At 60.5% G+C, this 26,667-nt stretch carries 28 protein-coding genes; 7 read left to right on the top strand and 21 right to left on the bottom strand.

Annotated features, from left to right (window positions below; all coding sequences use genetic code 11):
- Window positions 1–14 precede the first annotated feature (14 nt).
- Both metW and metX read right to left on the bottom strand, forming a co-directional pair.
- Window positions 15–662 carry a methionine biosynthesis protein MetW gene (metW, locus tag ABXH05_RS04955; protein ID WP_348136006.1) on the bottom strand — a complete coding sequence of 216 codons (648 nt, stop codon included), beginning with the start codon at window positions 660–662 and terminating at the stop codon, window positions 15–17.
- A 14-nt stretch (window positions 663–676) separates the two neighbouring features.
- Window positions 677–1,864 carry a homoserine O-acetyltransferase MetX gene (gene metX / locus ABXH05_RS04950; RefSeq protein ID WP_461494848.1) on the bottom strand — a complete coding sequence of 396 codons (1,188 nt, stop codon included), beginning with the start codon at window positions 1,862–1,864 and terminating at the stop codon, window positions 677–679.
- Between the two features lie 246 nt (window positions 1,865–2,110).
- On the opposite strand from metX, the gene ABXH05_RS04945 reads away from it, so the two are divergent.
- From ABXH05_RS04945 to ABXH05_RS04935, 3 genes are all read left to right on the top strand, one after another.
- Complete coding sequence (locus ABXH05_RS04945) at window positions 2,111–3,079, top strand: chorismate mutase (protein WP_353560037.1); 969 nt, start codon at window positions 2,111–2,113, stop codon at window positions 3,077–3,079.
- An 89-nt stretch (window positions 3,080–3,168) separates the two neighbouring features.
- Window positions 3,169–4,272: a histidinol-phosphate transaminase gene (gene hisC, locus ABXH05_RS04940; RefSeq protein ID WP_353560036.1), complete on the top strand. Its 1,104-nt coding sequence runs from the start codon at window positions 3,169–3,171 to the stop codon at window positions 4,270–4,272.
- Window positions 4,269–5,228, top strand: a complete 960-nt coding sequence (locus tag ABXH05_RS04935) for a prephenate/arogenate dehydrogenase family protein (RefSeq protein ID WP_353560035.1) — start codon at window positions 4,269–4,271, stop codon at window positions 5,226–5,228. The genes hisC and ABXH05_RS04935 overlap by 4 nt, the downstream gene beginning before the upstream one ends.
- A gap of 22 nt (window positions 5,229–5,250) precedes the next feature.
- Here the strand turns inward: ABXH05_RS04935 and ABXH05_RS04930 are convergent, their stop codons facing one another.
- Entirely contained in the window at window positions 5,251–6,336 is a 1,086-nt protein-coding gene (locus tag ABXH05_RS04930; RefSeq protein WP_353560034.1) for a DUF2125 domain-containing protein, read from the bottom strand.
- A gap of 21 nt (window positions 6,337–6,357) precedes the next feature.
- Here ABXH05_RS04930 and ABXH05_RS04925 point away from each other — a divergent pair, with 21 nt between their 5' ends.
- Entirely contained in the window at window positions 6,358–6,909 is a 552-nt protein-coding gene (locus ABXH05_RS04925; RefSeq protein WP_353560033.1) for a gamma-glutamylcyclotransferase, read from the top strand.
- Here the strand turns inward: ABXH05_RS04925 and ABXH05_RS04920 are convergent.
- The 4 genes from ABXH05_RS04920 to ftsE form a co-directional block, all read right to left on the bottom strand.
- Entirely contained in the window at window positions 6,906–7,634 is a 729-nt protein-coding gene (locus tag ABXH05_RS04920; RefSeq protein WP_353560032.1) for a lysophospholipid acyltransferase family protein, read from the bottom strand. The genes ABXH05_RS04925 and ABXH05_RS04920 overlap by 4 nt on opposite strands.
- Before the next feature lie 54 nt (window positions 7,635–7,688).
- Window positions 7,689–8,333, bottom strand: a complete 645-nt coding sequence (locus tag ABXH05_RS04915; protein WP_353560031.1) for a YdcF family protein — start codon at window positions 8,331–8,333, stop codon at window positions 7,689–7,691.
- 257 nt (window positions 8,334–8,590) lie between these two features.
- Window positions 8,591–9,583 carry a cell division protein FtsX gene (locus tag ABXH05_RS04910; protein WP_353560030.1) on the bottom strand — a complete coding sequence of 331 codons (993 nt, stop codon included), beginning with the start codon at window positions 9,581–9,583 and terminating at the stop codon, window positions 8,591–8,593.
- Window positions 9,580–10,233 carry a cell division ATP-binding protein FtsE gene (ftsE, locus tag ABXH05_RS04905; RefSeq protein WP_348135990.1) on the bottom strand — a complete coding sequence of 218 codons (654 nt, stop codon included), beginning with the start codon at window positions 10,231–10,233 and terminating at the stop codon, window positions 9,580–9,582. Before ftsE ends, ABXH05_RS04910 begins: the two co-directional genes overlap by 4 nt.
- Window positions 10,234–10,575: 342 nt before the next feature.
- Here ftsE and ABXH05_RS04900 point away from each other — a divergent pair, with 342 nt between their 5' ends.
- On the top strand, window positions 10,576–11,457 hold the full coding sequence (locus ABXH05_RS04900) for an MJ0042-type zinc finger domain-containing protein (protein ID WP_353560029.1): 882 nt from the start codon (window positions 10,576–10,578) through the stop codon (window positions 11,455–11,457).
- A gap of 6 nt (window positions 11,458–11,463) precedes the next feature.
- Here ABXH05_RS04900 and ABXH05_RS04895 read toward each other — a convergent pair whose 3' ends face one another.
- The 4 genes from ABXH05_RS04895 to argH form a co-directional block, all read right to left on the bottom strand.
- Entirely contained in the window at window positions 11,464–14,085 is a 2,622-nt protein-coding gene (locus tag ABXH05_RS04895) for a TIGR02302 family protein (protein ID WP_353560028.1), read from the bottom strand.
- Window positions 14,086–14,154: 69 nt separating this feature from the next.
- Window positions 14,155–15,438: a diaminopimelate decarboxylase gene (gene lysA, locus ABXH05_RS04890; RefSeq protein WP_353560027.1), complete on the bottom strand. Its 1,284-nt coding sequence runs from the start codon at window positions 15,436–15,438 to the stop codon at window positions 14,155–14,157.
- 8 nt (window positions 15,439–15,446) lie between these two features.
- Window positions 15,447–15,629, bottom strand: a complete 183-nt coding sequence (gene lptM / locus ABXH05_RS04885) for an LPS translocon maturation chaperone LptM (protein ID WP_353560026.1) — start codon at window positions 15,627–15,629, stop codon at window positions 15,447–15,449.
- Complete coding sequence (gene argH / locus ABXH05_RS04880) at window positions 15,626–17,005, bottom strand: argininosuccinate lyase (protein ID WP_353560025.1); 1,380 nt, start codon at window positions 17,003–17,005, stop codon at window positions 15,626–15,628. The genes lptM and argH overlap by 4 nt, the downstream gene beginning before the upstream one ends.
- Window positions 17,006–17,053: 48 nt before the next feature.
- Between argH and ABXH05_RS04875 the strand changes: the two genes are divergently transcribed.
- A complete protein-coding gene (locus ABXH05_RS04875; RefSeq protein ID WP_353560024.1) occupies window positions 17,054–17,740 on the top strand; it encodes a TlpA family protein disulfide reductase in 687 nt (228 codons plus the stop codon).
- A gap of 3 nt (window positions 17,741–17,743) precedes the next feature.
- On the opposite strand, the gene ABXH05_RS04870 is transcribed toward ABXH05_RS04875, so the two are convergent.
- From ABXH05_RS04870 to ABXH05_RS04845, 6 genes are all read right to left on the bottom strand, one after another.
- A complete protein-coding gene (locus ABXH05_RS04870; RefSeq protein ID WP_353560023.1) occupies window positions 17,744–18,406 on the bottom strand; it encodes a PAS domain-containing protein in 663 nt (220 codons plus the stop codon).
- 41 nt (window positions 18,407–18,447) lie between these two features.
- On the bottom strand, window positions 18,448–19,323 hold the full coding sequence (locus ABXH05_RS04865; protein ID WP_353560022.1) for a 3-hydroxybutyryl-CoA dehydrogenase: 876 nt from the start codon (window positions 19,321–19,323) through the stop codon (window positions 18,448–18,450).
- Between the two features lie 181 nt (window positions 19,324–19,504).
- Window positions 19,505–20,443 (bottom strand): electron transfer flavoprotein subunit alpha/FixB family protein, encoded by a 939-nt coding sequence (locus tag ABXH05_RS04860; RefSeq protein ID WP_353560021.1) that lies wholly within the window; start codon window positions 20,441–20,443, stop codon window positions 19,505–19,507.
- Window positions 20,443–21,189: an electron transfer flavoprotein subunit beta/FixA family protein gene (locus tag ABXH05_RS04855; protein WP_348135975.1), complete on the bottom strand. Its 747-nt coding sequence runs from the start codon at window positions 21,187–21,189 to the stop codon at window positions 20,443–20,445. The genes ABXH05_RS04860 and ABXH05_RS04855 overlap by 1 nt, the downstream gene beginning before the upstream one ends.
- 263 nt (window positions 21,190–21,452) lie before the next feature.
- Entirely contained in the window at window positions 21,453–22,226 is a 774-nt protein-coding gene (locus ABXH05_RS04850; RefSeq protein ID WP_353560020.1) for a rhomboid family intramembrane serine protease, read from the bottom strand.
- A 60-nt stretch (window positions 22,227–22,286) separates the two neighbouring features.
- Window positions 22,287–23,108 carry a helix-turn-helix domain-containing protein gene (locus ABXH05_RS04845; protein ID WP_353560019.1) on the bottom strand — a complete coding sequence of 274 codons (822 nt, stop codon included), beginning with the start codon at window positions 23,106–23,108 and terminating at the stop codon, window positions 22,287–22,289.
- A gap of 86 nt (window positions 23,109–23,194) precedes the next feature.
- Between ABXH05_RS04845 and ABXH05_RS04840 the strand changes: the two genes are divergently transcribed.
- Window positions 23,195–24,205 (top strand): alpha/beta hydrolase, encoded by a 1,011-nt coding sequence (locus ABXH05_RS04840; RefSeq protein WP_353560018.1) that lies wholly within the window; start codon window positions 23,195–23,197, stop codon window positions 24,203–24,205.
- A gap of 27 nt (window positions 24,206–24,232) precedes the next feature.
- Here the strand turns inward: ABXH05_RS04840 and ABXH05_RS04835 are convergent, their stop codons facing one another.
- The 4 genes from ABXH05_RS04835 to ABXH05_RS04820 all read right to left on the bottom strand — a co-directional run bounded on the left by ABXH05_RS04835 (window position 24,233) and on the right by ABXH05_RS04820 (window position 26,660).
- Complete coding sequence (locus ABXH05_RS04835) at window positions 24,233–24,757, bottom strand: hypothetical protein (RefSeq protein ID WP_353560017.1); 525 nt, start codon at window positions 24,755–24,757, stop codon at window positions 24,233–24,235.
- Between the two features lie 97 nt (window positions 24,758–24,854).
- On the bottom strand, window positions 24,855–25,058 hold the full coding sequence (locus ABXH05_RS04830; protein WP_348135964.1) for a twin transmembrane helix small protein: 204 nt from the start codon (window positions 25,056–25,058) through the stop codon (window positions 24,855–24,857).
- Between the two features lie 42 nt (window positions 25,059–25,100).
- On the bottom strand, window positions 25,101–25,604 hold the full coding sequence (locus ABXH05_RS04825; protein ID WP_353560016.1) for a DUF2867 domain-containing protein: 504 nt from the start codon (window positions 25,602–25,604) through the stop codon (window positions 25,101–25,103).
- Between the two features lie 9 nt (window positions 25,605–25,613).
- Window positions 25,614–26,660, bottom strand: a complete 1,047-nt coding sequence (locus ABXH05_RS04820) for an alpha/beta hydrolase (protein WP_353560015.1) — start codon at window positions 26,658–26,660, stop codon at window positions 25,614–25,616.
- Window positions 26,661–26,667 lie beyond the last annotated feature (7 nt).

Genomic DNA, 26,667 nt, shown 5'->3' with positions numbered 1-26,667 from the left:
CCAAAAACTGCTTTTTACTGGCAGTCCAGCACGAAAATGGCCTGTTCGGCGGTGAGGTTTGCCCACCAGCCGGGCGGGCCTTTTTGTGTCCGGACGGCAGCTGAGCCGCCGAACATGCTGCCCAGGGTGATGGTGCGCTCAACGTCCGCGCCCAGCAGATCACACAAGGCTGTAAAATCTGTGAGGGTACACAGATGAATGTTGGGCGTTTCCCACCACTCATACCCCAGCGACGACGTGACCGGCATGCGGCCGCGCAGGGCGACATGGGTCCGGACTTTCCAGTGACCGAAATTGGGGAATGACACGATGACCCGCCGGCCAATGCGCATCATCTGCGTCATTACCTCGCGCGGGTTCTGCGTGGCCTGAATGGTCTGCGACAGGATCACGAAATCAAATGCGCGGTCGGGATAGTCCGCAAGGTCAGTGTCGGCGTCACCCTGAATGACTGACAGACCACGGGACACACAGGCATTCACGCCGGTCTGTGACAATTCTATGCCGCGACCATCAACGCCGCGTTCATCGCGCATGATCTCCAGCAATTGTCCGTCGCCACAGCCGATGTCGAGCACACGGGCACCGTGGCTCACAAGCTCGGCGATGCGGGCAAGGTCGGCGCGGGTAGCGCGGGGCGGGGCGGGCATTGCGGCAGCCATGTGTGCGTCCTCCCCTATAAACCGCGTGCGCGTGCAGACGCGCCGATGAAGCCGGAAATGGTGGCAAAGAGCTCCGGCTCATCCAGCAGGAAGGCATCGTGGCCCTTGTCGCTTTCGATTTCGACAAAGCTCACATTGGCTGCCACAGCGTTGAGCGCGTGGACGATCTGGCGGCTCTCTGACGTTGGATACAGCCAGTCGCTGGTAAACGATGCCACACAGAACCGCGTTGTTGTCCCGCGGAAGGCATCGGCCAGCGTGCCGCTTTCAAGCCCGTTGCGGCGGGCATGGTCGGCGGCGAGGTCGAAGTAATCCATGGCGCGCGTAATGAAGAGATAGGCGTTCGCGTCAAAGCGATCCACGAAGGTGAACCCCTGGTGGCGTAGATAGCTCTCGATCTGGAAGTCCGCCTCGAAGCCATAGGTGACGCTTTCGCGGTCCTGCAGGTTGCGGCCGAACTTTCTGTGCAGGGCTGCTTCCGACAGATAGGTGATGTGTGCAGCCATGCGCGCAACAGCCAAACCCTTGGAGGGGTAGCTGTCGTGTGCATTGTAGTTGCCGCTTTGCCAGTTGGGGTCAGCCATGATGGCCTGACGTCCCACTTCATGGAACGCGATGTTCTGAGCAGAATGCCGCGCGGCGGTGGCAATGGGGATGGCACTGAAGACGCGCTCAGGGAACGAGGCGCACCACTCGAGCACCTGCATGCCGCCCATGGAGCCGCCCGCAACACAGAACAGCTGTTCAATGCCCAGTGCTTCAACAAGCATGGCCTGCGCCCGCACCATGTCGCCGATGGTGATGACCGGGAAGTTGAGTCCATAGGGCTCATTGGTGGCCGGATTGATGGCGGTCGGGCCGGTTGTGCCCAGACAGCCGCCGACCACGTTCTGGCAGATGACAAAGTACTTGTCCGTATCAATCGGACGGCCCGGCCCCACCATATGGTTCCACCAGCCGGCCTTGCCCGTGGAGGGGTGGGCATTGGCGGCGTGCTGGTCGCCGGTAAGCGCGTGGGTGATGAGAACAGCGTTCGATTTGTCCGCGTTCAGCTCGCCATAGGTCTGGTAGGCGATTTCAAACGGCGTCAGGTCCACGCCACCGTCCAGCCTGAGCGGCTGGTCGGGTCCAAAGACGTGGACATGGCTTTGGGCGCCGGATGCGGCCCCTTCAGCGTCAAAACTGGTCTCAGCGTTCGTCATGGTCGCCATGTAATAGCGGCAAGCAGCCGTTTCAGCACCCCTTGGGTGTGCAAAGCCGGGCTGCATCACAAAATGCGGGCAGGTAGCTAGGAAAGCCGGGCGGGGTCTGTCAATGGGCGGGAGATACGGGCGGTAAACAGATTAATTCACAGACAGGCAGGATGAAGGGCGGTTTTTTTTGATTTTCGACCCCGCACGCCCTATTGATACGCGCTTCCCGCCCTGGCCAAGAGTTGAAATCACCCGATGTCCGCGTCGACAAAAACCCCGCCTGCTGAAACGGTCGAGACTGATAAAGTCACGGACCTTGCTGCTGCGCGCGTGGAAATTGACCGGATTGACGACGAAATCCACGATTTGCTGATGGCGCGGGCTGAAGTTGTGGGCCAGGTGGCTGCGGCCAAGGGGCCTGCACTTCTATCTGCCAGCCCCATCCGCATCGAGCGTGAGGCCCAGATGCTGCGGCGTCTTGTGGCCCGCCACAAAGGTCCTTTGCCATTCATGTCGGTGGCTGACCTCTGGCACGAGCTGATTGCGGCCATGACGGCCATTCAGGCGCCTTTTGCGGCGACGATTGCCGGCGGTGACGGTGCGGTGCAGCGGTTTGACCTCGCCAGGCAGCAATTTGGGTCCAGCATTCCAGTGACAGTGGCTGAGGATGCCCGCAATGCGGTGCGCCAGGTCGCGGACGGCTCAGCAGGGGTGGCGGTGCTGCCAGCACCTGAAAATGGTCAGCGCGGGGCAAAGCCCGGGGATGCACCCTGGTGGACCTTGCTCAACCGGGCCGAGGGGTCACCAAGCATTGTGGCAGCGCTGCCTTTTGTTGTGGCAGCTGAAGGCGATGCGCCGGTACGTCGGCGGTATCTCGCCGGCGATGGTCCGCGCGCAGTTGTGGTGGCGAAAGCGCCGCGCAACCCGTCCGGCGATGACATCACTTTGGTTGTTTCCACATCTTCGGGCTTTGTCAGCCCTGATATTTGCGGCGCCGCTTTTGAAAAAGCCGGGCTGTCCGCGTGGCGTCTTGCTTTTGCTGATGACCCCCATGCGGGTCCTGAAACGGACAAGGGCGCCGGTGCGCCTCAACTTCATCTGATCGCGATTGATGGTCACATTGAAGGTGACGATGAGCGGCTCAGCCTGATGGATACACGCCATGGCGGCCCGTTCGGAGAGACCTATCCGGTTGGCGGTTATCCGGTGCCAATCGGCCTCTGAGCCAGACTGGTGAAAAGGGGACGGCACTTCGGGCGGGCGACACGTTGAAGCCGGGCAGACGACAAGACATTTTTTCAAGGAATAACGCGATGGGTGAGATTACACCGCGCGACGGTATTGAGGGGATCACCCCTTACAAGGCAGGCGAAGCAAAAATCGCCGGGCGTGATACCGCGATCAAACTTTCTGCAAACGAAACACCGCTGGGGCCAAGCCCTGAAGCACGCAAGGCCTATCTTGAGGCAGCGCAGTCCATGGAGATTTATCCCGACGGTGGGTATGGCGGCCTTCGGGGTGCCATTGCCAAGCGCTATGGGCTGGATGCGTCACGCATTGTGTGTGGCAATGGATCAGACGAGCTGTTTCACCTGTTGGCGCAGGCCTTTTTGGGCAAGGGCGATGAAGCCATTCACACGGAGCACGGCTTTGCGGTCTATCGCATTGCAACTCAAGCCGCCGGTGGCGTGCCCGTGGAAGTGACCGAAAGCGGACTGACCACAGACGTGGATGCCATTCTGGCTGCCGTGACGGATCGCACGCGCATGGTCTTTGTGGCCAACCCGAACAATCCAACGGGGACATACATTCCCATCGACGAAGTAAAGCGGCTGCAGGCTGGGCTGCCCGGCAATGTGTTGCTGATCATGGATGCGGCGTATGCGGAATATGTGCAGCGCAATGACTATGAGGCGGGCCTCGAACTTGTGGCGACATCGCCCAACGTGGTGATGACGCGCACGTTCTCAAAGGTACACGGGCTGGCGGCCTTGCGCGTGGGGTGGCTCTACGGGCCTGAAACGGTTGTGGATGCCATGAACCGTGTGCGCGGACCGTTCAATGTGAGCGCACCTGCGCAGGCGGCCGCCATGGCTGCGATCGAGGACACGGGGCACGTGGCCAAGTCGGTTGCGCACAATCAGGAGTGGCTTGAGAAGCTGACCGGCCAGTTCACGGCCATTGGCATTGAAGTTGTGCCGGCGGTGGCGAATTTTCTGTTGCTGCGGTTTTCCGGCGAAGATGGAAAGACAGCTGAGGCGGCAGATGCGTTCCTGCGCGAGCGCGGTCTGATCCTGCGCGGTACGGCCTCTTACAAGCTGCCCGACTGCCTGCGCATGACCATTGGTCTGGCGGAGCAGAACGAGCTGGTTGTGGCTGCGCTCACTGACTTTATGGCAGGGAGTGCATCTTCATGAGTGAACCGCTGTTTGAGCGTGTGGCCATTCTAGGGCTTGGGCTGCTTGGGGCATCTCTTGCCCATGCGGTGCGTCGCGGTGGGCTTGCAAAAAATATCGCAGGCTTTGCGCGGTCACCTGAAACCCGCGCGCGGGCCCGCGAACTTGGGTTCTGCGACGAGGTTTGCGAGACCGCTGAAGACGCAGCCAAGCGTGCGGACCTGATTGTGCTGGCCGCCCCCGTCGGGGCGTTTGCTGCTCTTGCTGAAACGATTGCGCCGGTGCTGGCACAAGGCGCCATCGTAACCGATGTTGGGTCGGTCAAGTCGGCGGTGGTGCGGGATGTCAGTCCGCATATTCCTGATGGGGTTCACTTTGTGCCGGGCCATCCGATTGCGGGGACTGAGCAGTCCGGGCCGGACGCGGGCTTTGCGGAACTGTTTGATGGGCGCTGGTGCATTCTGACGCCCATTGGGGCGGCAGAGGATGATGTGGCCCATGTGGCGGACCGCGCAGAGGTTGAAAAGCTGGCGCAGTTCTGGCGTGGCTGTGGCAGCGACGTGGATTTCATGGACCCGCACCATCATGATCTGGTGCTGGCCATCACAAGCCACCTTCCGCATCTGATCGCCTACAACATTGTGGGCACAGCCGCAGACCTTGAGACGGTGACCCAGTCTGATGTCATCAAGTATTCCGCTGGTGGTTTTCGTGACTTCACGCGTATTGCTGCGTCCGACCCGACCATGTGGCGGGACATCTTTTTGAACAACCGCGAAGCCGTGCTGGAGATGCTTGGACGCTTTGCGGAAGACCTGTCGGCCCTACAGCGAGCAATCCGCTGGGGAGACGGCGATGCGCTGTTCACTCTGTTTACCCGGACGCGGGACATTCGACGCGGCATCATTGATGCTGGTCAGGATTCAGCGGTGCCGGATTTTGGACGCCACGCGAAGCCCGGCGACGACGAGCAGTAGGCTCGCGGGCGTTGGGGCCTGCTCACATTCTGAGCGGCACCGGGCCCAAAAAAACCTCGCTGTCGCGGATGATAACCGGCAGACGGATATGTCCGGGGTCAGCGCCTGATGTCAAAGACAGGATGGCGAGGGCTGATTTCAGCGTGCCTTCCAGGTTGCGTGCAACAAGCTCCTGGGCAATCAGGCCATCCACGATGGTGTCATGGCCTTTGAGGGTTGTGTCGAAACGGCCATTGCTTGTGCCGTCGGGGGCGATTTCAAGTTTGCCGGTTCCGGTTGCGCCGGTGTCACCCCAGGTGACCGTGCCCTGCGAGACCTGAATTTCGCTGCCTTCAAGCTGCAGCAGCGCGATATCCTGAAACACATTGTCACCGGCATTTGCGGTCACACGTGACTGAATGCCTACGTGGTTGATGAGTGGGCCGAGAATATCGGTGATGCCGGGAGCCAGGGTCTTTCCCATGGCGATGTCGGCGCCACGCAGGGCGATGTCGACTGCCCCGGGCACATCATCCGCCTTGCGGGCGTGAAGCTGGAGACGCTCGGCTCCGACAGTCGCCGGCAAATCCAGGCGGGTTGCCACGACAGATTGCAGATCAATGGCGAGCCGCGCCGGGGCACCGCTCTCCATGACGTAGCTTGCGTCCGTGCCGTCAGCCGTCACTTCCCAGTCTTGTTGTGCCTCGGCTGTGCCATAGGTCACCTGCATGGGACTTTTGGCGGACGCAATGATGTGATTGAGCCGATAGGGCAACGCGTGTGCGTGAAACTCGGGTGTGGTCCAGCTCCACGGCACGTCCGCATTGGCGGCGTCGTAGCGCAGATTGTCGAGTTCGAGGCGCAGCCGCAGGGGCCAGCCTCTGGCGCGCATGTCGTCCCAAGTGACGGTGATGCCGTTGCGCGATTGTGCGGCGGCCCAGTTTTCCACTTCGACCTTCATGCGGTCTGCCAGCGTGCTCCAGTAGATCCAGTAAAGGCCCATGAGCAGGAGCAGGCCAAGAAGCGGGTATGAGATTTTGGGGATGCGGTTGAGCATGAGGCCAGACTTGCGATATTGCGGGGGTGTGCAGACGGTCGTCGGCTGCACCACCTGCCAACGATAGTGCATTTACGAAGGTCTGGCGCAGCCGTGGATGATAATTTTCAGGACCTGTGGGTCTTTGGTTACGGCTCGCTCATGTGGCGGCCGGGCTTTGAGTATCTGGAGCGCCATCAGGCCCGGATCGCCGGGTATCACCGGGCGTTCTGCGTCTACAGCCACCATCATCGCGGCACGCCGGAGAAGCCGGGGCTTGTGCTGGGTCTGACCCGCGGTGGCGCGTGCCGGGGCATGCTCTACCGGGTTGCTGCGGCCAATGCGGATGACACAGTTGCCTATCTGCGTGAGCGCGAACAGGTGACGGCGGTCTATCGTGAAGTGCGGGTCAATGCGGTGAAGCTGGACGACAAGTCCCGGCACAGCAACGTGCTCACCTATGTGGCTGAGCCAGGACATGAGCAATATGCCGGACGGCTTGATGCCCCCACCCAGGCTCAGCTGATCGCGTATGGCGAGGGCAAGTCCGGCCGCAACCCGGAATATCTCGCCAGTATGGTTGAGCACCTGCGTGAGATGGGTATTCGCGACAGTGGGCTTGAGGCTCTGTTGCTCGACGTGGAAGCCAAACTCGCTGCTGACTAGATACCGATCTGCGTTCTGGCGTCGGCAACCAGTTTGTCCGTGGCTGGCTCAATGGCTGCTTCAAGCTGCGTCATGAATTCCCGGCGTTTGAGGCCGGGCGGAATGGGGGGAAGGATGTCCACAACAATGGTGCCAGACTGACGCTTGAGTGCGCGCCGTGCCCAGAACATGCCTGAGTTCAGGGCGACGGGAATGCACGGGATATCGAGCTGGCCGTAAAGCGCTGCGACACCTGGTTTGTATTGCGGGTCTGCGTCGGGCGCCATGCGGCTGCCTTCCGGAAAAATCATGATCGGACGACCATTGGCGATGGCCCGTTTGCCCTGGCGCACAAGCTTGCGGATGGCGCTGGAGCCTGACCCGCGGTCAATGGAGATCATCGCGGCTTTCATGGCGTACCAGCCATATAGCGGCACATAGGTCAGTTCCTTCTTGAGGACGATGGCCGGGTCCTTTGCGCCGACGGCCCAGAAGATGGTGTCCCACATGCTTTGGTGTTTGGACGCGATGAGGCAAGGGCCGTCCGGCAGATTTTCAGCGCCGCGAATTTCGTAGGTGATGCCCGTGATGGCGGCAGCTCCCCACAATTGCAGCTTTGACCAAAGATTGATTGCAGACGCCGTGTAGCGTCTGGGCAGGACCAGCAGCGGCAGGCAGCCGAGCGTCATGACGGCACTGGTGGTGTAGAGAAAAATCTGAAAAAGCAGCGAGCGGAGCGCGATCACGGGATGTGGTTTCTCGTTTTCAGTGCGCAGGTCGCGGATGCAGCTCTAGGTGATTTAGCCAAACCGGGTGCGCAGCAGGGTAATGACATATTTCGCGTACTCCGAGACGAGAAGACGCGCAACCCTGACATTGCCAAAGAGTTGGTCTGAATTCGCGCTGTTGCTTGCCACGACAACCGGGATCAGCGTGACATCAGGCATTTCGCTGCGCAGCAAAAGCAGGCTGCGGGGCATGTGATAGTCGCTGGTGACGACCGCAATCGAGGCATAGTTTTTCTCGTCGGCCCAGCGCTTGGTCTCGTCTGCATTGCCCATTGTGGTGCGGGCCCGGAAGCCAAGATCAACACAGCAGTCAAAGCGTGTGTTGGGACCGCCGAACTGGGCTGCAAGATCTTCGCGGGTGATATCGGTGTTGACGCCGGAAATGAGAAGCCGTGATCCCGTGCCGCTTTCAAGAAGCTGCATGGCGGTAAGGATGCGGTCACGGCCGCCGGTGAGGACCACGATGGCGTCCACATCAAGGGCGGGCGCTGTGGCGGACTGTTCTGCGGGTTCGGGGACTTCCAGGACGAACTGGACGAAGCCGCCGACAGCGACGAGAAAAAGCGTTGCAAAAAGCACGACAAGCAGCCGAACGGGCCGGAAGCGCCTGCGCTCTTCGCCGTTGGACTGTCCGAAAATGGGAATCGGGTCGTTCAATTTCTCGTCCGGTTACGCATCAATACATTCAAAAATCGGCAGAAAGACTGTGTTTGATATTCACAAGGTGTCCCATAGCCGTCACGTTTTTACGTGCCGCCACATAGACCCCCAGTTAACAGCGAATATCGTGCCATTCATGTTGGCCGGGCTGCTCTGCATCGTCTGGTGAAGGACACAGGGCCATGGTCGCAGGTCTGCAGCCCACTGAAAACACGTGGGCATTTTTCAGGGCAAATAAAGGCTGAAAAATATGGCTAAAGCGTGGGCGCCATGGCGCGGACCACGGTCATGCGCGCGGCAATTGCAGTCAGTGCTGTTGCTGCAACCGGAACGGCCAGCAGGACAAGATAATGCGTCCAGGGCATTTGCAATTGCGGCAGCAGTGACACGATGCCTGCGCCGTCACTGGCGGACAGGCCAAACAGCAGGAAGGTGATTGTTGCAGCACCCCAGCCTGCAAGACCGGCCTTGAGACCGGTTGTGAGGAAGCGCTTTTGTACTTCACCGGCTATGAACGTATCGCGTGCGCCGATGAGATGCAGCACTTCAACGGTGTCGCGGTTTGCGGCAAGAGCAGAGCGTGTGGCGAACACCACGATGGCTGCGGTGGTGATGGCGACGAGGGCAAGGATGCCCATGCCGACGAGTTCAATCACCGTTGCAGCACCTGCCAGCTCGTCGCGCCAGCGGGCGTGGGTGTCGAGAGTGGCGTTGGGAGCGGCGGCCTTGAGGCGTGCCCGCAATATGTCGAGGTTGATTGTGGCGCCCGGCGCCATGTCCGCGTGGATGAGTAGGGGAATGGGCAGGCCTGACAGGGCATCGGAATCACCAAGCCACGGCTCTATCAAGGCGGCGGACGCAGATTCCGGCAAGGCTTCGACGGAGGCGATTTTTGGTTCGGCCTCAAGCAGGCCAATGACGGCCTGCGCTTCGGCGTCAACGTCCACGCCGGCGCGGGGGACAACCTGAATGGTGAGGGCCCTGTCGAGATCCTGTGTCCATGCACGGCTTGCGTCAGACGTCAGGAGGGCACCGCCCAGAGCAAGGCAGGCGAGGTAGCACATGCCCGCGATGACCACGCCCAGGGCCGCGCCGCCGCGCCCACGGGGCATGAGATCACTGGCAGGTTCCAGACCTTCCATGTCCGGGCTGTTTGGACCTGTCAGGCCAAAGCGCTGTCCGACCCGCTGGGTCACGGCGAAGGCCATGGTGCGGGCAGTCATTTTGTTCTTTGCAGCGCCGGTCATTGGGTCAACTCACCCTTTGCCAGATGCAGGACAGGTGCGCCGGAGCGTTCCACCAAAGCGTGGTCATGGGTGGCGATGAGAATGGTGGTGCCGAAGCGATTGAGTTCTTCAAACAGGCGCAGCAGGCGCATGCCCATTTCAGGGTCCACATTGCCGGTTGGTTCATCCGCCAACAGAACATCCGGGCGGGCAACGACGGCGCGGGCGATGGCAGCGCGCTGCTTTTCGCCGCCGGACAGGGTTGCCGGTGTTGCGTGCATGCGTTCGCCAAGGCCGACCCATTGCAGCAGTTCGATCACGTCGTCCTTGTAGTCTGCCATGTCGTGACCTGCGATGCGCAGGGGAAGCGCCACATTGTCGAAGGTCGTGAGGTGATCGAGCAGGCGGAACTCCTGAAAGACCACACCGATGCGGCGGCGAAGAGCAGGTAGCTGCTGGCGACTTGTGGTGGCCAGATCATTGCCAAACATGGTGATGAGGCCGCGGGACGGGCGCAGCGCCAGGAACATCAGTTTGAGGAGGGATGTCTTGCCGGCACCGGACGGTCCGGTGAGGAAATGAAATCCACCGGGTTCCAGATGAAAGCTGATGTCGCGCAGGACTTCAGGACCCAGTCCGTAGCGAAGGCCGACATTTTCGAAGCGGATCACCGGAACGCACGCCCTGGCTGGAGGGATCAAGAAAGGCCGCGCGGGTCTGATCGCGGGGCATAAAGGGGTTATTTGGCACCAAAACACGCGGATTTGCAGCGAATCGCGGCATGGTTAGCCAAGTTTTAACGGACTTTGGCGCATTGATAAGGCAAGCACCATAGGACCTGCTATGGAAGGGGCTGCGTTGTCTGCTCAGGACCTGCCTGCTTGCCTAGTTCGACTTGCCTAGTTCGACTTGCCTAGTTCATCGGGGACATGCAAAACACGCAACATCGAAATCCGGCATACATGCTTTGGCTGTAGCGCTGGCTAAGAGACTGAGAGATTACCCGCCTGCCCATGATTATCACCTGCCCGGAATGTGAAACGCGATACACGGTCAAGGCTGCCGCCTTCAAGGCGCCGGGCCGTAAAGTGCGTTGTGCGAGCTGCAACAATGAGTGGTTCCAGGCACCTCCGGAAGATGCACCCAAGCCCGTAGAGCTTGAAGAGCCCGTTGAAGCGGCACCTGCCCCTGAGCCGGAACCGGCCCCAGAGACTGCCGCCGCAGCGCCTGCTGCCGAAGAGGCTACAGACGAAACTCCGCAAGAAGCTCCGGCTGTCGCCAAGCCGGTCATCAAGCGGCCTGCAGCGGTTGAAGAAACAGCCATTCCTGAAGAGGAATTTTCTGCATCCGATGGTGATCTGAATGATGATGTTGCTGCTTCGAAGCCAGCGAAATTCAAACCGACCGCCGCGCCCAAACGGTCGCGTGGCGAGCTTGTAGGCTGGGCGGCACTGGTTTTGTTTGTGGTTGCGTTTTTCGGGTCAGCCTGGGCATTCCGGGGTGACATCGCACGCTACTGGCCATCGACAGCTTCACTCTACGAACTGATTGGAACACCTGTTGCGGAACAGGGCATGGAATTCCGGCAGGTTGTTTATGAGAGTGCCGTCGAGAACGGCCTCACGGTTCTTTCCATCCGTGGTGAGATTGTGAATGTGGCTGAAGAGCGTGGGTCCGTGCCGCGTGTGCGCGTGGCACTGCGCGATGCAGAAGGCCAGGAGCTCTATCACTACTTCTTTGCCATTCCCGAAGCCGAGCTTGACGCCGGTGCGACGGCAGAGTTTGTCACCCGCCTGTCCAGCCCACCGGCGGCGGCGCGTGATCTTGTTTTGCGGTTTGTTGAACCCGGCGAATACACCGGCAACGAAACGCCGGTTCCGTCGGACGAAACCTAAGACCTTTTAAAAACGCTTTAGCAGACGGTTGAGATAGTCCAGCTCGATGGGTGGCCGCTCGCGGTCGCCTGCGCGGCGTTGCAGTTCTTCCAGAATGCGGCGGGCGCGCTGAACTTCGCTCTCATCGGGCACATCCACACCGTCACCCTGCTGTGGACCGGTGGTGCGCTGGGGTCGGCCCAACGGGTCGCGACCTTCGCCTCCCTGGCCACGATCCTGGCCCTGCTGCTCGCCGGACATGGCCAACTCGTTGAGCAGGCTTTCTGCCAGTGCCTGTGCGCCGTCGCGCAGATTTTCAATCGCCTCACCCTGTTTGCGAGCCGCGCGGCCAAGGTCACCGCTTTCAAGGGCTTCCTGCGCCTCCCGCATGGCGCGGTCAGCGCGGCCAAGGGCAGACGGGGTGTCGACGCCTGTGCCGTCCAGGCCTTCGCGTAGCTGGCTGAGGCTGTTGCGCACATCCTCCTGGCGCTGCTGCAGCGTGCCGCCAGAGCCTGTACCTTCATTGCGGCCTTGCTGCTGGCCACCCTGCTCACCGCCCTGCTGCGTGCCGTCTTCGCCAAGGGGCATGCCCTGCTGGCCTTCCTGACCCGCATTGCCCTCCTGCACGGTTTCATCCTGCAGGGCGCGCTGCTGATCAATGATTTCACCCATCTGACCAATGGCGTCGTTCATGGCTGATTGCGGCGGCGTCATGCTCATCTGGCCCGGGGCACCGGTGGCCAGATTTTCCATCATCTGGCGCAGCTCCGACAAAAGCTGGCGGGCAGCTTCGCGGGAGCCGGACTGGGCGAGGTCCTGGAGGGCGTCCAGCATGCTTTCAAGGTCACCGAGTTCCAGTGACTGCATGTTGGGATCCATGGGCGCCATGTCGCCGTTCTGGGCGGCCTGCATCTGCTGCTGGGCCAGAGCCTGAAGGAACTGGTCCATGGCGTCGCGCAATTCTTCCATCAAGCGCTCGATCTCTGAGTCGGGTGCGCCATTGGCCAGAGCGTCCATCAGGGCGTCCTGCGCGTCGCGCAGGGCAGACTCTGCCAAGGAGAGATCGCCGTCTTCAAAGTGCAGGGCAATGTCCCAGAGCAGATCGTAGATGCCGTCGAGATCGCCGGGATTGCTGGCTCCGCGCAGGCGCCAGTGGGCGGCGCGCAGAGGCAGATAGTCGTTTGCGGTCTCGTAATATCTGTCGGCGTGAAGCGTCAGGGCATTCAGGGCCACGGCCACCTGCGGGGCTTCATCCGGAGTGCGGGCAAGGCGCTGGCGCTGTTCAATGACCGCGCGGGCAACGGGGTCTGTGAAGCGGCGCTGGGGCAGGCGCATGATGCGCGTCTGGCTGGTGCCTTCCTGCTCTGCTTCGTCAAAGGCTGCAAGGGTGATCGCCACCTGAAGACCTGCCCAGGGATGGCTGGTGAGATCCTTGTAGGCGAATTCGCCTTCCGCATCGACGACGCGTGCAGATGGCAGCGGTAATTTGAGGACGGGCGGTTCAACAGCTGCAAGGGCGCCGATATCCGTCTGCGCGGTGCCGTCACCGGCGGTTGCATCTTCTGTGGTGCTGACGTCTTCAGGCTGGGGCAGGGTGATGCGCATCTCTGCACGGGTGATGCCGTAATCGTCCAGCAGGTCATAGCCGATGGCGAGCGAGAGCTGTGCGGTGACAGAAAGGGCGTCGCCTTCGGTGAACAGAATTTGCGGGTTGGTGTCGGGCTTCAGCGCAATGCCGAACTCATCCAGTGTCCGCCCGTTGGCGATGATCTGGAGGGGGCCGCTTTGATCAAGCACCAGGGCAATCTCATGGGCGCCTGATACATCCGGTTCAAAATCCGTGCCTGTGTCGGCAAGGCGTGCTTCTGCCGAGGAGGCGCCGTAGACCCGTGCGGTGAGAACACTTCCCTCAGGCACGGTGACTGTGTTGGGCGTGTCGCCGCCGGTCTGCTGCACTGTGTTGAGGAAGAGGGGCGGTACGGCCGTGTAGGCCGGAGGTGTGATCCATGCGTCAAAGGCGATGGTGCTTGAAGCGCCTCCCAGTGCGCCACCGGGCAACAGGTTTTCAGCAAGGCGGGCGGGGGCGTCGCGACCCGCATACACCAGAGCGCTTGCGAGCAGCAGCAGGGTGGCAGCCCGCAAGGCGTATTGGTCGAGCTGTGGGGCTTTTGATTTTGGCGTCACGGCCTGCGCACTTTGCGCGGCGGCTTCCATCTGTGCGAGGTGCTGCTCCCAAAGGGCAGCACCATCTGCGCGATTGCCGATGAAGTCAGCGCGGGCGTCTTCGAGTGAGGACAGCGGACGGTGCTTGAGGCCGGACCGTGTCTCGATGCGCCGCAGGGCGTTTGCCTTACCGGGCCATGAAACATTTTTTAGGTTGGCGTAGAGAAACCACCCGCTGCCAGCAATGACGCCGAGGAAGGCAAGCCACTGGACGATGCCCGGCAGGAGGCTCCAGCCGTCGATCAGCGACACGGAGGCGTAGAGGCCCGCAAGGCAGGCGGGGCCGAGCAGGGCGGGCCACAGGGCCTCCCAGACCAGGCTGGCGCGGGTAATGGCGACCTTGGGGCCCAGACCCTTGGGCAGGGCATCTTCAGGGCTGCTGGACCAGCCCGTCTTGATGCCTGTTTTGTCTGCCTTATCGGCCAAAATGCGCGCTCCTTGAGCCCTTTCGGGGCAATCTCAGGTTTCCACCTGACGGGCGCAGAATCGTGGACGTTATGTGTCCAGCCAGCCCGGCATGCGGTTGTCGGCCAGCAAAGCGTCATAAGTTTGGCGCTCGCGAACCACGGACCACTGATCCCCGTTGACCATTACCTCAGCCACAAGGGGGCGCGCGTTGTAGGTGGAAGCCTGAACCGCGCCATATGCTCCAGCAGAGAGGATAGCGAGACGGTCGCCCTGAGCAAGCGCTGGAAGTTCACGATCCTTTGCGAAGGTATCGCCACTTTCACAGACCGGGCCGACGATATCAGCCTTGAGACGAGGGGCATCTGCATCAGCTTCCTTGAGGGGAAGCATGTCGTGCCAGGCGTCATAGAGTGTTGGGCGGATCAGGTCGTTCATGCCGGCGTCGAGAATCAGAAAGTCTTTCGCCTCACCGTTCTTTACGTATGTCACTTCCGTCACCAGCACGCCGGCATTGCCTGCGATGATGCGGCCGGGCTCGAACAGCAGGCGCACGTCAAGGTCGGCGAACGCATCACAGGCGATGCGGCCATATTCGTCCGGGTGGGGTGGTGGCTCATTACCCTGCATGTAGGGGATGCCAAGACCGCCGCCGAGATCGACGTTGCGCACGTCATGGCCCTGATCTTTCAGTTCACGGACAAGCTCTGCCACCTTGGCGAAGGCTGCGCGGAACGGATCAAGGGATGTGATCTGGCTGCCTATGTGCACATCAACGCCGACAATCTCGATGCCCGGCAGTTCAGCAGCGCGTGCGTAGACAGCATGAGCGCGCTCCCAGGCAATGCCGAACTTGTTTTCCGCTTTGCCCGTGGTGATTTTCACGTGGGTATTGGCATCCACGTCCGGGTTGACGCGCAGGGAGATTGGCGCGCGCGTGTTCTTGGCGAGCGCGACCTCATTGAGGGCTTCAAGCTCAGGTTCGCTTTCCACATTGAACATGAGGATGCCGGCGTCCAGCGCGTAGGCCATCTCGTCGCGCTTCTTGCCGACACCGGAGAAAACGATCTTGTCTGCCGGGATGCCTGCCGCACGCGCAATGCGGATTTCGCCCTGCGATACAACGTCGGCCCCGGCACCCATGCGCGCGAGTGTCGAGACGACGGCGAGGTTCGAGTTTGATTTGACCGAGAAGCACACGAGCGCCGGGTTGCCGCCGGTGCCCTGCTTGAAGGCCTCGGAGAACACGCGGTAGTGGCGCTCCAATGTTGCTGTGGAATAGCAATAAAAGGGCGTGCCCACCTCGTCCGCGATGGCGGACAGGGCGACGTCTTCAGCGTGGAGTGCGCCGTTCTTGTAGGCGAAATGGTGCATCTGGTTACTTAGTTTTCTTCGGTTTCTTCGGCAGGCGCGGGGGCTGGGAAGCGGTCGCCGTCCGACTTTTCAATCAGGACCTTGCTGCCTTCTGGCGGCACAAGGCTGCCGCGCACGCCGCACGCCGACACTGCGGCCGCCAGCGCAACCGCAAGGGTCAGATGGGCTGTCTTGCTCAATATAGCGCTCATGAAAGCTGTTCCCGCCAGAATGCGACCTGTGCCCGGACATTATCGGGCGACGTTCCGCCAAAGCTTGTGCGGCTTTTGACCGAGTTGTCGAGGCCCAGCACGTCAAAAACTTCTGTGGTGATCTTTGGCTCGGCTTCGCGCATCTCTTCCAGGGTCAGGCCATCAAGGTCGCAGCCTTTTGCTTCGGCAGCCGCCACAAGGCGTCCGGTCACGTGATGGGCATCACGGAAGGGCATGTCGAGGGCACGCACCAGCCAGTCCGCAAGGTCTGTTGCAGTTGAAAATCCCTTGCCGGCGCTTTCACGCATGGCGGGTTTGTTGACCGTGAGATCGGCCATCATGCCGGTCATTGCGGCAATGGCGAGGTCGAGGGCGTCCATGCCGTCGAAGGCGGGCTCTTTGTCTTCCTGCATGTCCTTTGAATAGGTCATGGGCAGACCCTTGAGCATGACCAGCAGGCTTGTCAGGGCACCGATGATGCGGCCGGGCTTGGCGCGCACGAGTTCAGCGGCATCCGGGTTGCGCTTCTGCGGCATGATGGATGAGCCGGTGGAAAACTTGTCTGGCAGGCGCACGAAGTTGAACTGGGCCGACGTCCAGATGACGATTTCTTCGGCCAGCCGTGACAGGTGGATGGAGCAGATGCTGGCAGCCGACAGGGTTTCAAGCACGAAGTCGCGATCCGCAACGGCGTCAAGCGAGTTGCGGGTGGGGCCGTCGAAGCCAAGGGCCTTGGCCGTCTGTTCCCGGTTGATGGGGAAGGACGTGCCAGCGAGGGCTGCTGAGCCCAGCGGGCTTTGGCCTGCGCGGGCGTGCGCGTCCATGAACCGGCTGCGGTCGCGCGCCAGCATTTCCACATAGGCCAGGCAGTGATGGCCAAAGGTGACCGGTTGCGCTGTCTGCAGATGTGTAAAGCCCGGCATGACCGTGTCTGCGTTGGCGTCTGCCTGGTTGACCAGGGCGATCTGCAACTGCTTCAGACCTTCGTCAAAAGCCTCAAGGCGTTCGCGCACATGCAGCTTGAAGTCGGTTGCCACCTGATCGTTGCGCGAGCGGGCCGTATGCAGACGACCTGCCGCCGGGCCGACGATTTCGGTCAGGCGGGCTTCGACATTCATGTGGATGTCTTCAAGGTCGCGCCGGAACGGGAAGGTGCCGTTCACGATCTCTTGTTCGACCTGATCCAGTCCTTTAAGGATTTCTGCCACGTCGGCGCTTGAGATAATGCCGCAATCGGACAACATTTGTGCATGCGCGCGGCTGCCGGCGAGGTCCTGCATCGCCAGCCGCTGGTCGAAGTCGATGGAGACGTTGATTGCCTCCATGATGGCGTCTGGTCCGTCAGCGAACCGGCCGCCCCACATTTTGTTGCCCATTGTTTTCACGCTTTGTCTTGTAACTTCATGTCAAGGAAACCTGCTTCGATGGCCCGCGAGAAACGCCCGCAGAAAGTCTCACCCAAGCTCAGGTTTCAATTGGCTGCCTTCATACTGGCAGCGGGTATTGCGGCGGTTCTATACGGCATGCCATTCGGTGGCAAATTGGGTGATGGCACCTCTGAAGAGCCAGGGACGCCTGCGGCAATTGCCGGGGCTTTAAAGCCCTATGCGGTGGGGGCGGTTCAGAACTTTGTGGCCGCCCGCGAGCCGTTGCCGCTTGAGGCCATTGAGTTTGTTGATGGGGATGGTAATCCGCTGACATTGGCTGATTTCACCGGCCGTGTTGTGCTGCTCAACCTGTGGGCCACATGGTGCGCACCGTGCCGCGAAGAGATGCCCGCACTGGACGCGCTTCAGGCTGAAGCCGGCAGCGATGACTTTCTGGTGCTGGCGTTGAGCCTTGACCGAGGCGGCATTGAAAAGCCGAAGGACTTTCTTGAGGAAATCGAGATCAAGCATCTGGCGCTCTATCACGACAAGACCGGCCGCATGGGCACCCGATTGGGCGCCTTTGGCCTTCCAACGACGTTGCTGATCGGGCGTGACGGGAAAAGCCTTGGGCGCCTTGTGGGGCCGGCCCACTGGGATGACCCGGACGCAGTGGCGCTTGTTCGGGCTGCCATTGCTGCCGGTCAGGCTGACGAGGCAGGTGCCGCCACGGCAGGTGGCTGATGCCTAGTCCTGCTCGTCGCTGGAGTAATTTGTAAACAGCGCGCCCAAGAACTGTTCGATGCCGCTGCCGCCATTGGTGAGCGGCAGGGCGATCCCGTGAAAAATCAGGTGAGACGTCTCGTCGCGGGAGCCGCCGGCCTTGATGAAAACCGGGTGCTTTGTTCTTGCGACCTCTTCCATGACTGCCTGCCAGCGCGCCCGCGTCTTGGTTTCAGGGACGCCAAATTCCTGCAGCAGCTTTCCGGTTCGTTCCTCGCCGGTGATCTGCGTCAGCGCCGAGCCGAACAGGCGCATGCGAAAATCTTCTGTCCCCTCGACCCGCTCGGCTATGAGCAGATTGGGGGCGATTTCCGGCACATCGGCAAAATTCATGTCTGCACGATCCGGGATTAGCCGGTTCGCGCATTTGCTCTGCCAGTACTTCCAAAGCTTTATTGCACCTGGGTGCTCGGGTTCCGAAAGAAAAGTAATGTCGATATCGCCATAAGGCGCTGAAGGATCGTTACTCACGAACACACACTGAATATGAATGGTTGTTAATACAGGCGTATGTAACGACAAATTGTCAGAGGTTAACAGCGTTGGTGAAAACCCATCCGCATTATGGTTAACGCGAGTCGCTAACCCTTTGATTTCTTTGAAACCACAGGTTGATTTGATGTTCAATTAATAGTTGTAAATCTTACCGGCAAGCGCCGCCATGGACATTAGCGAGTCGGGACCGGGGTCTCACCGCGATAGTCATAAAAGCCGCGGTTTGCTTTACGACCAAGCCAGCCTGCTTCGACATATTTCACAAGCAGGGGGCAGGGGCGGTATTTGGAATCCGCCAGACCCTCATACAGCACCTGCATGATGGACAGGCAGGTATCGAGGCCGATGAAATCTGCCAGTTCCAGCGGGCCCATCGGGTGGTTGGCGCCCAGCTTCATGGCAGTGTCGATGGCTTCAACGCTGCCGACGCCTTCATAGAGGGTGTAGATCGCTTCGTTGATCATGGGCAGCAGGATGCGGTTGACGATGAAGGCCGGGAAGTCTTCCGCAACAGTCGCCTTCTTGCCGATGTGATCGACGAAGCTTTTGCATTCCTTGAACGTGTCTTCATCCGTTGCGATGCCGCGGACGAGTTCCACCAGTTCCATGCGAGGCACGGGATTCATGAAATGAATGCCCATGAAGCGTTCCGGGCGATCGGTTGAGGCCGCAAGGCGCGTGATGGAAATGGACGAGGTGTTGGTTGCGAGGATGGCGTGCTCGGACAGGACCGGGCAGACATCTGCAAAAATCTTGCGCTTCACCTGTTCTTCTTCGGTGGCGCTTTCAATGGCGAGGTCGCAGGCGGACAGGGCTTCAAGGCCACCGGACGCGCGGATGCGGGACATGGCGGCATCGCGGGCGGCGTCGTCAATGGTGCCCTTGGCGACCTGGCGGGCAAGGTTGCCGTTGATGGTGGCAAGGCCGCGCTCAACCGCGCCTTCGTCCACATCGTGGAGAATGACATCAAGACCTGACAGGGCGCACACATGGGCAATGCCATTGCCCATCTGGCCTGCGCCAATCACACCAACGGTTCCGATTTTCATAAGGTTTGTCCTGCTTCTGGTCCGCTGATAAGGGCCCGCTATCAGCGTCACGCATGTACTGGTTGCCGGCAGCAGACCGGCCTTCAAAAAAAGCTGCCCGGAACCTTGTGGGCACAGTATGCACCAAGGTTCCGGGCAAGCGTAGCGTGTTTAAGTCCTATCTCCTGAAGGGAGATGGTGCTTAGAGAACTTTGCCGAGCTCTTCGTCGAGTTCGGGCACGGCGTTGAAGAGGTCCGCAACCAGGCCGTAATCGGCAACCTGGAAGATCGGGGCTTCTTCATCCTTGTTGATGGCAACGATGACCTTGGAATCCTTCATGCCGGCAAGGTGCTGAATGGCACCAGAGATGCCAACCGCGATGTAGAGCTCAGGAGCAACGATCTTGCCGGTCTGGCCGACCTGGTAATCGTTGGGAACGAAGCCTGCGTCCACTGCGGCGCGCGAAGCACCCACAGCAGCACCCAGCTTGTCAGCGACGCTGTCCAGCATGGCGAAGTTTTCGCCGTTCTGCATGCCGCGACCACCAGAGATGATGACCTTGGCAGCTGTCAGTTCCGGACGGTCGGACTTGGTCAGCTCTTCGCCGACGAATTCAGACAGGCCGGGGTTGTCAGCAGCCGCAACATTTTCAACAGCAGCCGAACCGCCGTCACCAGCCGCAGCGAAGGACGCGGTACGCACCGTGATGACCTTCTTGGCGTCTGTGGACTGCACGTGCTCGATGGCGTTACCGGCATAGATCGGGCGGGTGAACGTGTCAGCGGCTTCCACTGACATGATTTCCGAGATCTGTGCCACGTCCAGAAGAGCAGCAACGCGTGGCATGTAGTTTTTGCCATTTGTTGTTGCCGCAGACAGGATCGCATCGTAATCGCCAGCGAGGCTGACGATGAGAGCGGCCATGGGCTCGGCAACCTGCTTTGCGTACTGGGCGTCATCCGCAACCAGCACCTTGGCGGCACCTTCAAGCTTGGACGCAGCTTCAGCCGCTGCACCACAGCCTTCACCGGCGACGAGAATGTGCACGTCGCTGCCGATCTGCGCTGCGGCCGTCAGGGCCTTGGCAGTGGCATCATTGAGGGCGTCGTTTGAGTGTTCTGCAATAAGGAGCGTTGTCATTAGATAACCCCTTCTTCTTTGAGCTTGCCGACAAGATCAGCAACGGTCTCGACCTTGATGCCAGCTTCACGTTCCGGCGGCTCGGTCACTTTGAGGACGTTCAGGCGGGCTGCGGTGTCACCACCGAAGTCTGCCGGTGCCTTTTCATCAATCGGCTTCTTCTTCGCCTTCATGATGTTGGGCAGGGATGCATAGCGCGGCTCGTTGAGGCGCAGGTCTGCGGTCACGATGGCCGGCAGGTTGAGGGACACGGTCTGTGTGCCGCCGTCAATTTCGCGCACTACGGTGAGCTTGCTGTCAGCCTTTTCGATGCTGGCAGCGAATGTGCCCTGGCCCCAGCCGAGCAGTGCTGCGAGCATCTGGCCGGTCTGGTTAGCGTCATCATCAATGGCCTGCTTGCCAAGGATGACGAGTTCTGGGCTTTCAGCCTCGACGACGCCTTTGAGGATCTTGGCAACGTTGAGCGGCTCAACCTTGTCGTCTGTCTTCACCAGAATGCCGCGATCGGCGCCCATGGCGAGGGCAGTACGGATTGTTTCCTGGCACTGCTGTGGGCCGATGGAGACGACGATGACTTCGTCGGCCGTTCCGGCTTCCTTGAGGCGGATGGCCTCTTCAACAGCGATTTCGTCGAATGGGTTCATCGACATTTTCACGTTGGCCAGTTCAACGCCGGACTGGTCTGCTTTTACGCGGACCTTCACGTTGTAATCGACCACGCGCTTGATGGGCACGAGCACTTTCATGGAGGCAGTCTCCGAGATTGCGAAACTTGTTAGGGAGCTTCGTTTCTGGATGCCGCGCTTTGGCCGGTCAGCTTTTGGAGCCAATCGCCTTGGGCGCGAGCGGAAAACCAAGCAAACCCGATGATTGCTCACCGAGTATTGTTGCGGTGCGGGAACGTACTTGTCCCCTAAAGGCGAGTCAACGCGAAGACCCGACCCTGTTTGAAGAGCATTTATTGCGCGGATTGGCCAAAACGAGGGTGTTTGGGGCGCCTAGGCCCGCGTCACTTGGCTGCACTCTCGTTGGAACCGCCAAACAGGGGCACTCCAGCGCGTTTCATGAAGGGTGTGAGCACCACACCCGCCAGAAAACCGCCAATATGGCCCCACCAGGCGGTGGGGCTGCCGGGATCCGCTACGACCATGACCACCTGAAAGGCCATCCAGCCGCCCAGAACGGCCCAGGCGGGGATGTAGAGCGGCACACGCAAAACCAGCACGGCCCACATTTTTACGCGCGGATGAAGCATCAAATAGGCGGCTACCAGCCCTGATGTGGCGGCACTGGCGCCAATCAGCGGAATCGTCGAATCAACCTTGAGAGCCGCAAACAGGAGCGCTCCGGCGATGCCACACAGCAGATAGAAGACCAGATAGCGCATGTGCCCCAGGTCATCTTCCACATTGTCGCCAAGCACCCACAGGAACAGCATGTTGCCGCCCAGATGCCAGACGTCGGCGTGCAGGAACATATAGGTGATGAGGGCCAACTCTTCGGGGAAGGCGCCGAAGTCCGGCAATCCGCCGAGCAGGGCTGCGGGCACGACACCAAAGGCCTGGTCAGCGGCAATGATCTCGCCGGGGGCAAGGGATGTCTGCCACAGGAACACGAGCACATTTGTGACAATCAGCGCGACGGTGACGCGCTGAAACGAGATCACCTTGAGGGGATTGTCATCATGGATCGGGATGAACATGGGCGTTGGGTCCTGGCCGACGGGTGCCGCAACAAACGTGCTGCGATGAAGCGAGTCTAGGACAACGCGTGGAAAAGCCATAGCCCAAGTGTCTTGGGTTTTCTTGAGGCTTTTGAGCCACTTTTTGGCTGTGAGAGGCTGTCAGAATCGCTCGCCGAGCACCCGGTAGCACCAGAAGGCCTCATCCGTGTCGATCCTGCGGTTGAGATGGGCGGGCGAAAAGCCTGTGGCCCGTCGCACGGCGCGGCCCATATGGGACTGGTCTGAATATCCCGCTTCGACGGCAATCTCAGCGAGCGGGCTTTTGGGGTGCTGGTAGAAAACGCGGTGCAGATTGTCGAATGATGCATGGAAATCCAGCGCGCGTTTGGATTGTCCGCTGAACCTTTTGAGGCGGCGCTCCAGCGACCGCAGGCTTTTTCCGCGCCCGGTGGTCAGTGTGCGGACCATCAACCCTCTAACCCAGTCAGATATGCTCGTGACTGCGGGCCATGACCGCCTCTCGGCGGCCCAGACCTTTTCAAGAGAGGTGCTGAATGCAGACCAGCCTGCGTCCACGTCGTCATGAGCATCAAAGGCGTCGACGGCTGCCTGGAGGCCCGGGGGTATGTGTGAAAACCCGGTGTCGCCTCCCAGCTGCACCCATGCATCAGGGTAAATCCCGAACGATATGGCTTCGATGTCGTCGGGTGCCCAACTTGAAATCGGGACATCTGTGGGCGGGGTCGCGGACAGTCGTGGCAGCGGGGACAGGTCACTGACGTCGTGCCAGTCCCGTCCTGGGGGAAGCATGTAGAGCTTGCCGGTGCGCACCAGGGTGAGCGTCACGAGTGGTGACGCTGGGAAATAGGAAACCCTGTCCTCGTCAGACAGTGCAGCCCCGCGTGTGTCGCGACAAATTGCGGCAAACACGCAGCCGGACAGCGGCGATGGCGGCAATTGCAGCTTTGACACGGGCTTCATCATCACACTCCAAACTGACGCAATCATTCTATAAGCGACGGCGTGTGCGGACAATAAAGGGGCAGTCTTTATGCGAGGTATCCGCCATGACGAAATTGCACTTCTCCGGTCCCTTGATGTTGCGTCTGAAGAGTTTTGCGACCCTTAACCGGATAGCAATCTCAACCTATCTGCGGCACGCGGTTGGGCGTCGTCTGGCGCCGGACTGGGACGCCAATCTGGAAATCGGTATCCGCTTTGTGCGTCACCAGTTTACCGCCGCCATGACGGGGGGAGACATCGCGCGCGGTCGGCTGCTGTTCGACAGCGTCCAACCGGAAACGGATGATGTGTATGACGTCAGCAAAGAGCTCACTGCCGACTCCAATGGGTGCTGGTATCGGCCAAAGGCGGAAAGCTCGGGCGTGACGCTTCTGTATCTCCATGGCGGTGGCTACACGTTTCACGGCGGCGTCAGCGCGCGCTTTGCGGCCATGCTGGCGCACCATACGGGGGCCTCTGTCTTTGCGCCGGACTACCGCCTGACGCCTGAACATCCCCACCCGGCTCAGGCGGAAGACGCGTTTGCGGCCTGGACCTATGTGACCCAGACCGTTGCGCCCAAGGACATTGTGGTGATCGGCGACAGTGCCGGTGGGCACATGTCCCTGATGCTGTTGCAAGCCCTGAAGGCTCAGGGGTTGGAGCAGCCGGCGCTGTGCATTGGATTATGTCCGTGGACGGACATTGGCGACCGTGGCGCCAGCCTGCGAGACAATGACCGGTACGATCTGGTGCAGGGATGGATGGCCCTCAAATTCGGGGAGTGGCTTGACCCCGAAGGTGCCTTTGGACGCGAAGCGCTATCACCCATCTATCAGGATTACAGCGGGCTGGCGCCGATCTATCTGCAGGCAGGCGGGCGTGAAGTTCTGCGGGACATGATTGTGGAGTTTGCACAGGTGCAAAAGGAGAAGGGGGCGGACATCTCCATCGATGTCTGGGCGGACATGCCGCATGTCTTTCAAGCCTATGACGGTCTCAAGGCGTCATCGGCGGAGGCTTTGGAGAACATCGTCGCCGCTATCAAGACGCATACCGAACAGAAACAGGTGTGATGCCTGTCCGCTGCGACCGTCAGGCCGTCAGACCGTGGGGCCGCTCTCAAACCGTTGTTTTGCCTTTGCCCTCAGCTTTTCAAGGCGGGCTTCAAGCTCATCGATTGTCTCGTCCACTTTGGTCTTGGCGGACGATGCCTTTTCGCTGCCGTCCACATTGCGTCTGAGCATGTCTTCGACATTGGAGAACAGCCGGTCGACGGCGAGATTGTCTGACGTGCCTTCATAGGGGTCGTAGGGCACGCGGGCTGTGCCAAACAGATTGATGATCCGCTCGGTCTGGCGGCCAAAGCGCAGCAGGCGTTCAAAATACTGGTAGGGCTTGTCGCCGCCTGCGATGACGCCGAGCAGCAGGGCGCCGAAGGACAGGGGGCTCAAGACGAGGTCGCGCAGGGCATCAAGGCCGAGTTTCAGCTGGAAAACCATCACATCCCAGAACAGCGCCCAGCGATCTTCGCGGCGGCTGCTTACAGGGTCGTGGACGAGGTCGGTATGGGGGCCGGTCTGGGGCCCGCTCTGTTGCTGAGGATCGTGCTCATTGGAGTCTGGCATGGGTTGTGTCCCGTCCTGCGTGGCGCGTGCCCAATTAGGCATGCAGGATCATATCGGAACGCGGGGGCCAAATGAAAAGGCCTTCTGGAGCGCAGGGTTAAGGGCGGAAACCCTGGAACCAGAACGCCGCAATGATGATGAGGATCGCCACAAACTGCAGAATGACGCGCCAGCGCATCAACATCTGCGAGCGCGAGGCCTGCTCTGCACTGCCTGCACGCCACATGTTCAAGAGGCCCGCTACCAGCACAAGGGCGACGGCTGCCAGGGCGATGGGAATGAGATAATCAAAAATTGCCATGGGAGAAATTCTAGTCCGCTTGGGTGGGGGAGCAAGGGGAAGTTATGTCGCAGGATGCGGCATCACAATTCGCCTGACGGCGTCCCTCACGATCAGTTTGTGGAACACCATGATGGTGGCGAGGTAGGCATGGCCGGCCAGATTGTGTGGCTTGACCCACGTGGCCAGATAGAACCCGGCCTCATCCTTGAAGATGGACGCCCTGAAGTTGAGGTGTCGGTCGTCTTCGCCCACCACGACTTCCGTGTCCGACGCACTCATGATCTTGAAAATGCCAATGCTGTCGCCGACGCCGGTCTGTGCAGGGGGCGGCGGTGGTGGGGCAGATGACCCTGTCTTGAGGCCAAGGGGGCCGACGATGGCGTTGCGCGCGGCCATGAGGGTGGTGGCCCATTTGGGCATTTGCGACATCGCAATGTGCGCGGCTTCCATGGTGGTGACCTGGGTTGGTCCGTGGGGGCCGAAGAAGCAGTCAAGAAAGTCACCGCGCACGCGCAGGGCGTTGAGGGCACTTGAAGACGGCAGACCGGTCTCACTTATGGTCATGACGGACCTCTAGTTTGCTGTTGCAGCGTTTGCTGACGCCGCGAGTTCGGCTTCTGCGTCTTCTGCATCGCAAATGGCGTGCACCATGGTGAGGTAGGCTTGCAGCAGGGCTGTTACTTCGTCCGGGTACAGCTCAAAGGCGGCGACGTGTGTGCCCCAAAGGCCCGCTGAGGCGAGGCGGGGGTGATCTTCGGCAGGGTGCGGCGCGATCCATAGATCGATGTTGCGGTTGGCCTCGGCAAGCGCCTGCGCGTGGATGGTGCGGTTCACCGGGTCTTTTTCGTCCTGCAGGAGGAGCGTTGGCCGGTCATAGGGCTTGGCGCGATCAAGCGCTGTTTCTGAAAAGGCCGGGGCGCCGTGGAGGAGGCCCGCAGCGGTCGTGGTTACGTGGGCAAGGGCCTTTGGAAAGCCGGTGCCCGCGACCGTGCCGTGAACCATTGTGTCGTAGGTGTCGAGCATCGGGTCGAGCAGGACGAGACCGCGAATGCGTTTGTCCTGTACGGCTGCGTTGATGACTGCAGCGCCGCCCATGGAGACACCAAAGGGAATGATCGGCTCGCCCTTGCCGCGCTCATAGGCATAGTCGACCGCAGCAAGCACATCGAGGGCTTCTGCTTCGCCCCAGTCCAGCTTCTCCGAGCCCCAGGCGTCAGACAGGCCAGCATTGCGCAGGTCGATGGTCAGCACGTGGTGACGCATGTTGGTAAGCGTCTTGAAGAGCGGGTATCCGTTTACGAAGGAGGCGGCCCGGTTGGAATTGGCACCATGCACAAAAACAATGACGCCCTGGGTATCGATGACTTCACCGGTGAAGTCATCAATGCCAGGTGGTGTTGCGTCCGGCATCCACCAGCCGCGAATGTTGACGCCGTCTGATGTGGTGAGGGTCACTTCCTCATAGGCAATCCCATGATCAGCTGGTGTGCCGGCAATTTCCTGACGCTGGGCGGCTGTCAGGAGCGGGGGAAGGAACCCGATGATGCCGATGAGCACCAGAACCGGAATGGCGATACCAGCGCCAATGCCAATGCGTTTCCAGAGTGTTGAGCTGCCCATGGTGTGT

This window comes from Pyruvatibacter sp. HU-CL02332, assembly GCF_040362765.1.
Lineage (GTDB): Bacteria > Pseudomonadota > Alphaproteobacteria > CGMCC-115125 > CGMCC-115125 > Pyruvatibacter.
Note: the sequence above shows the minus strand (reverse complement) of the source record. Positions and strands in the feature narration are given on the sequence as shown.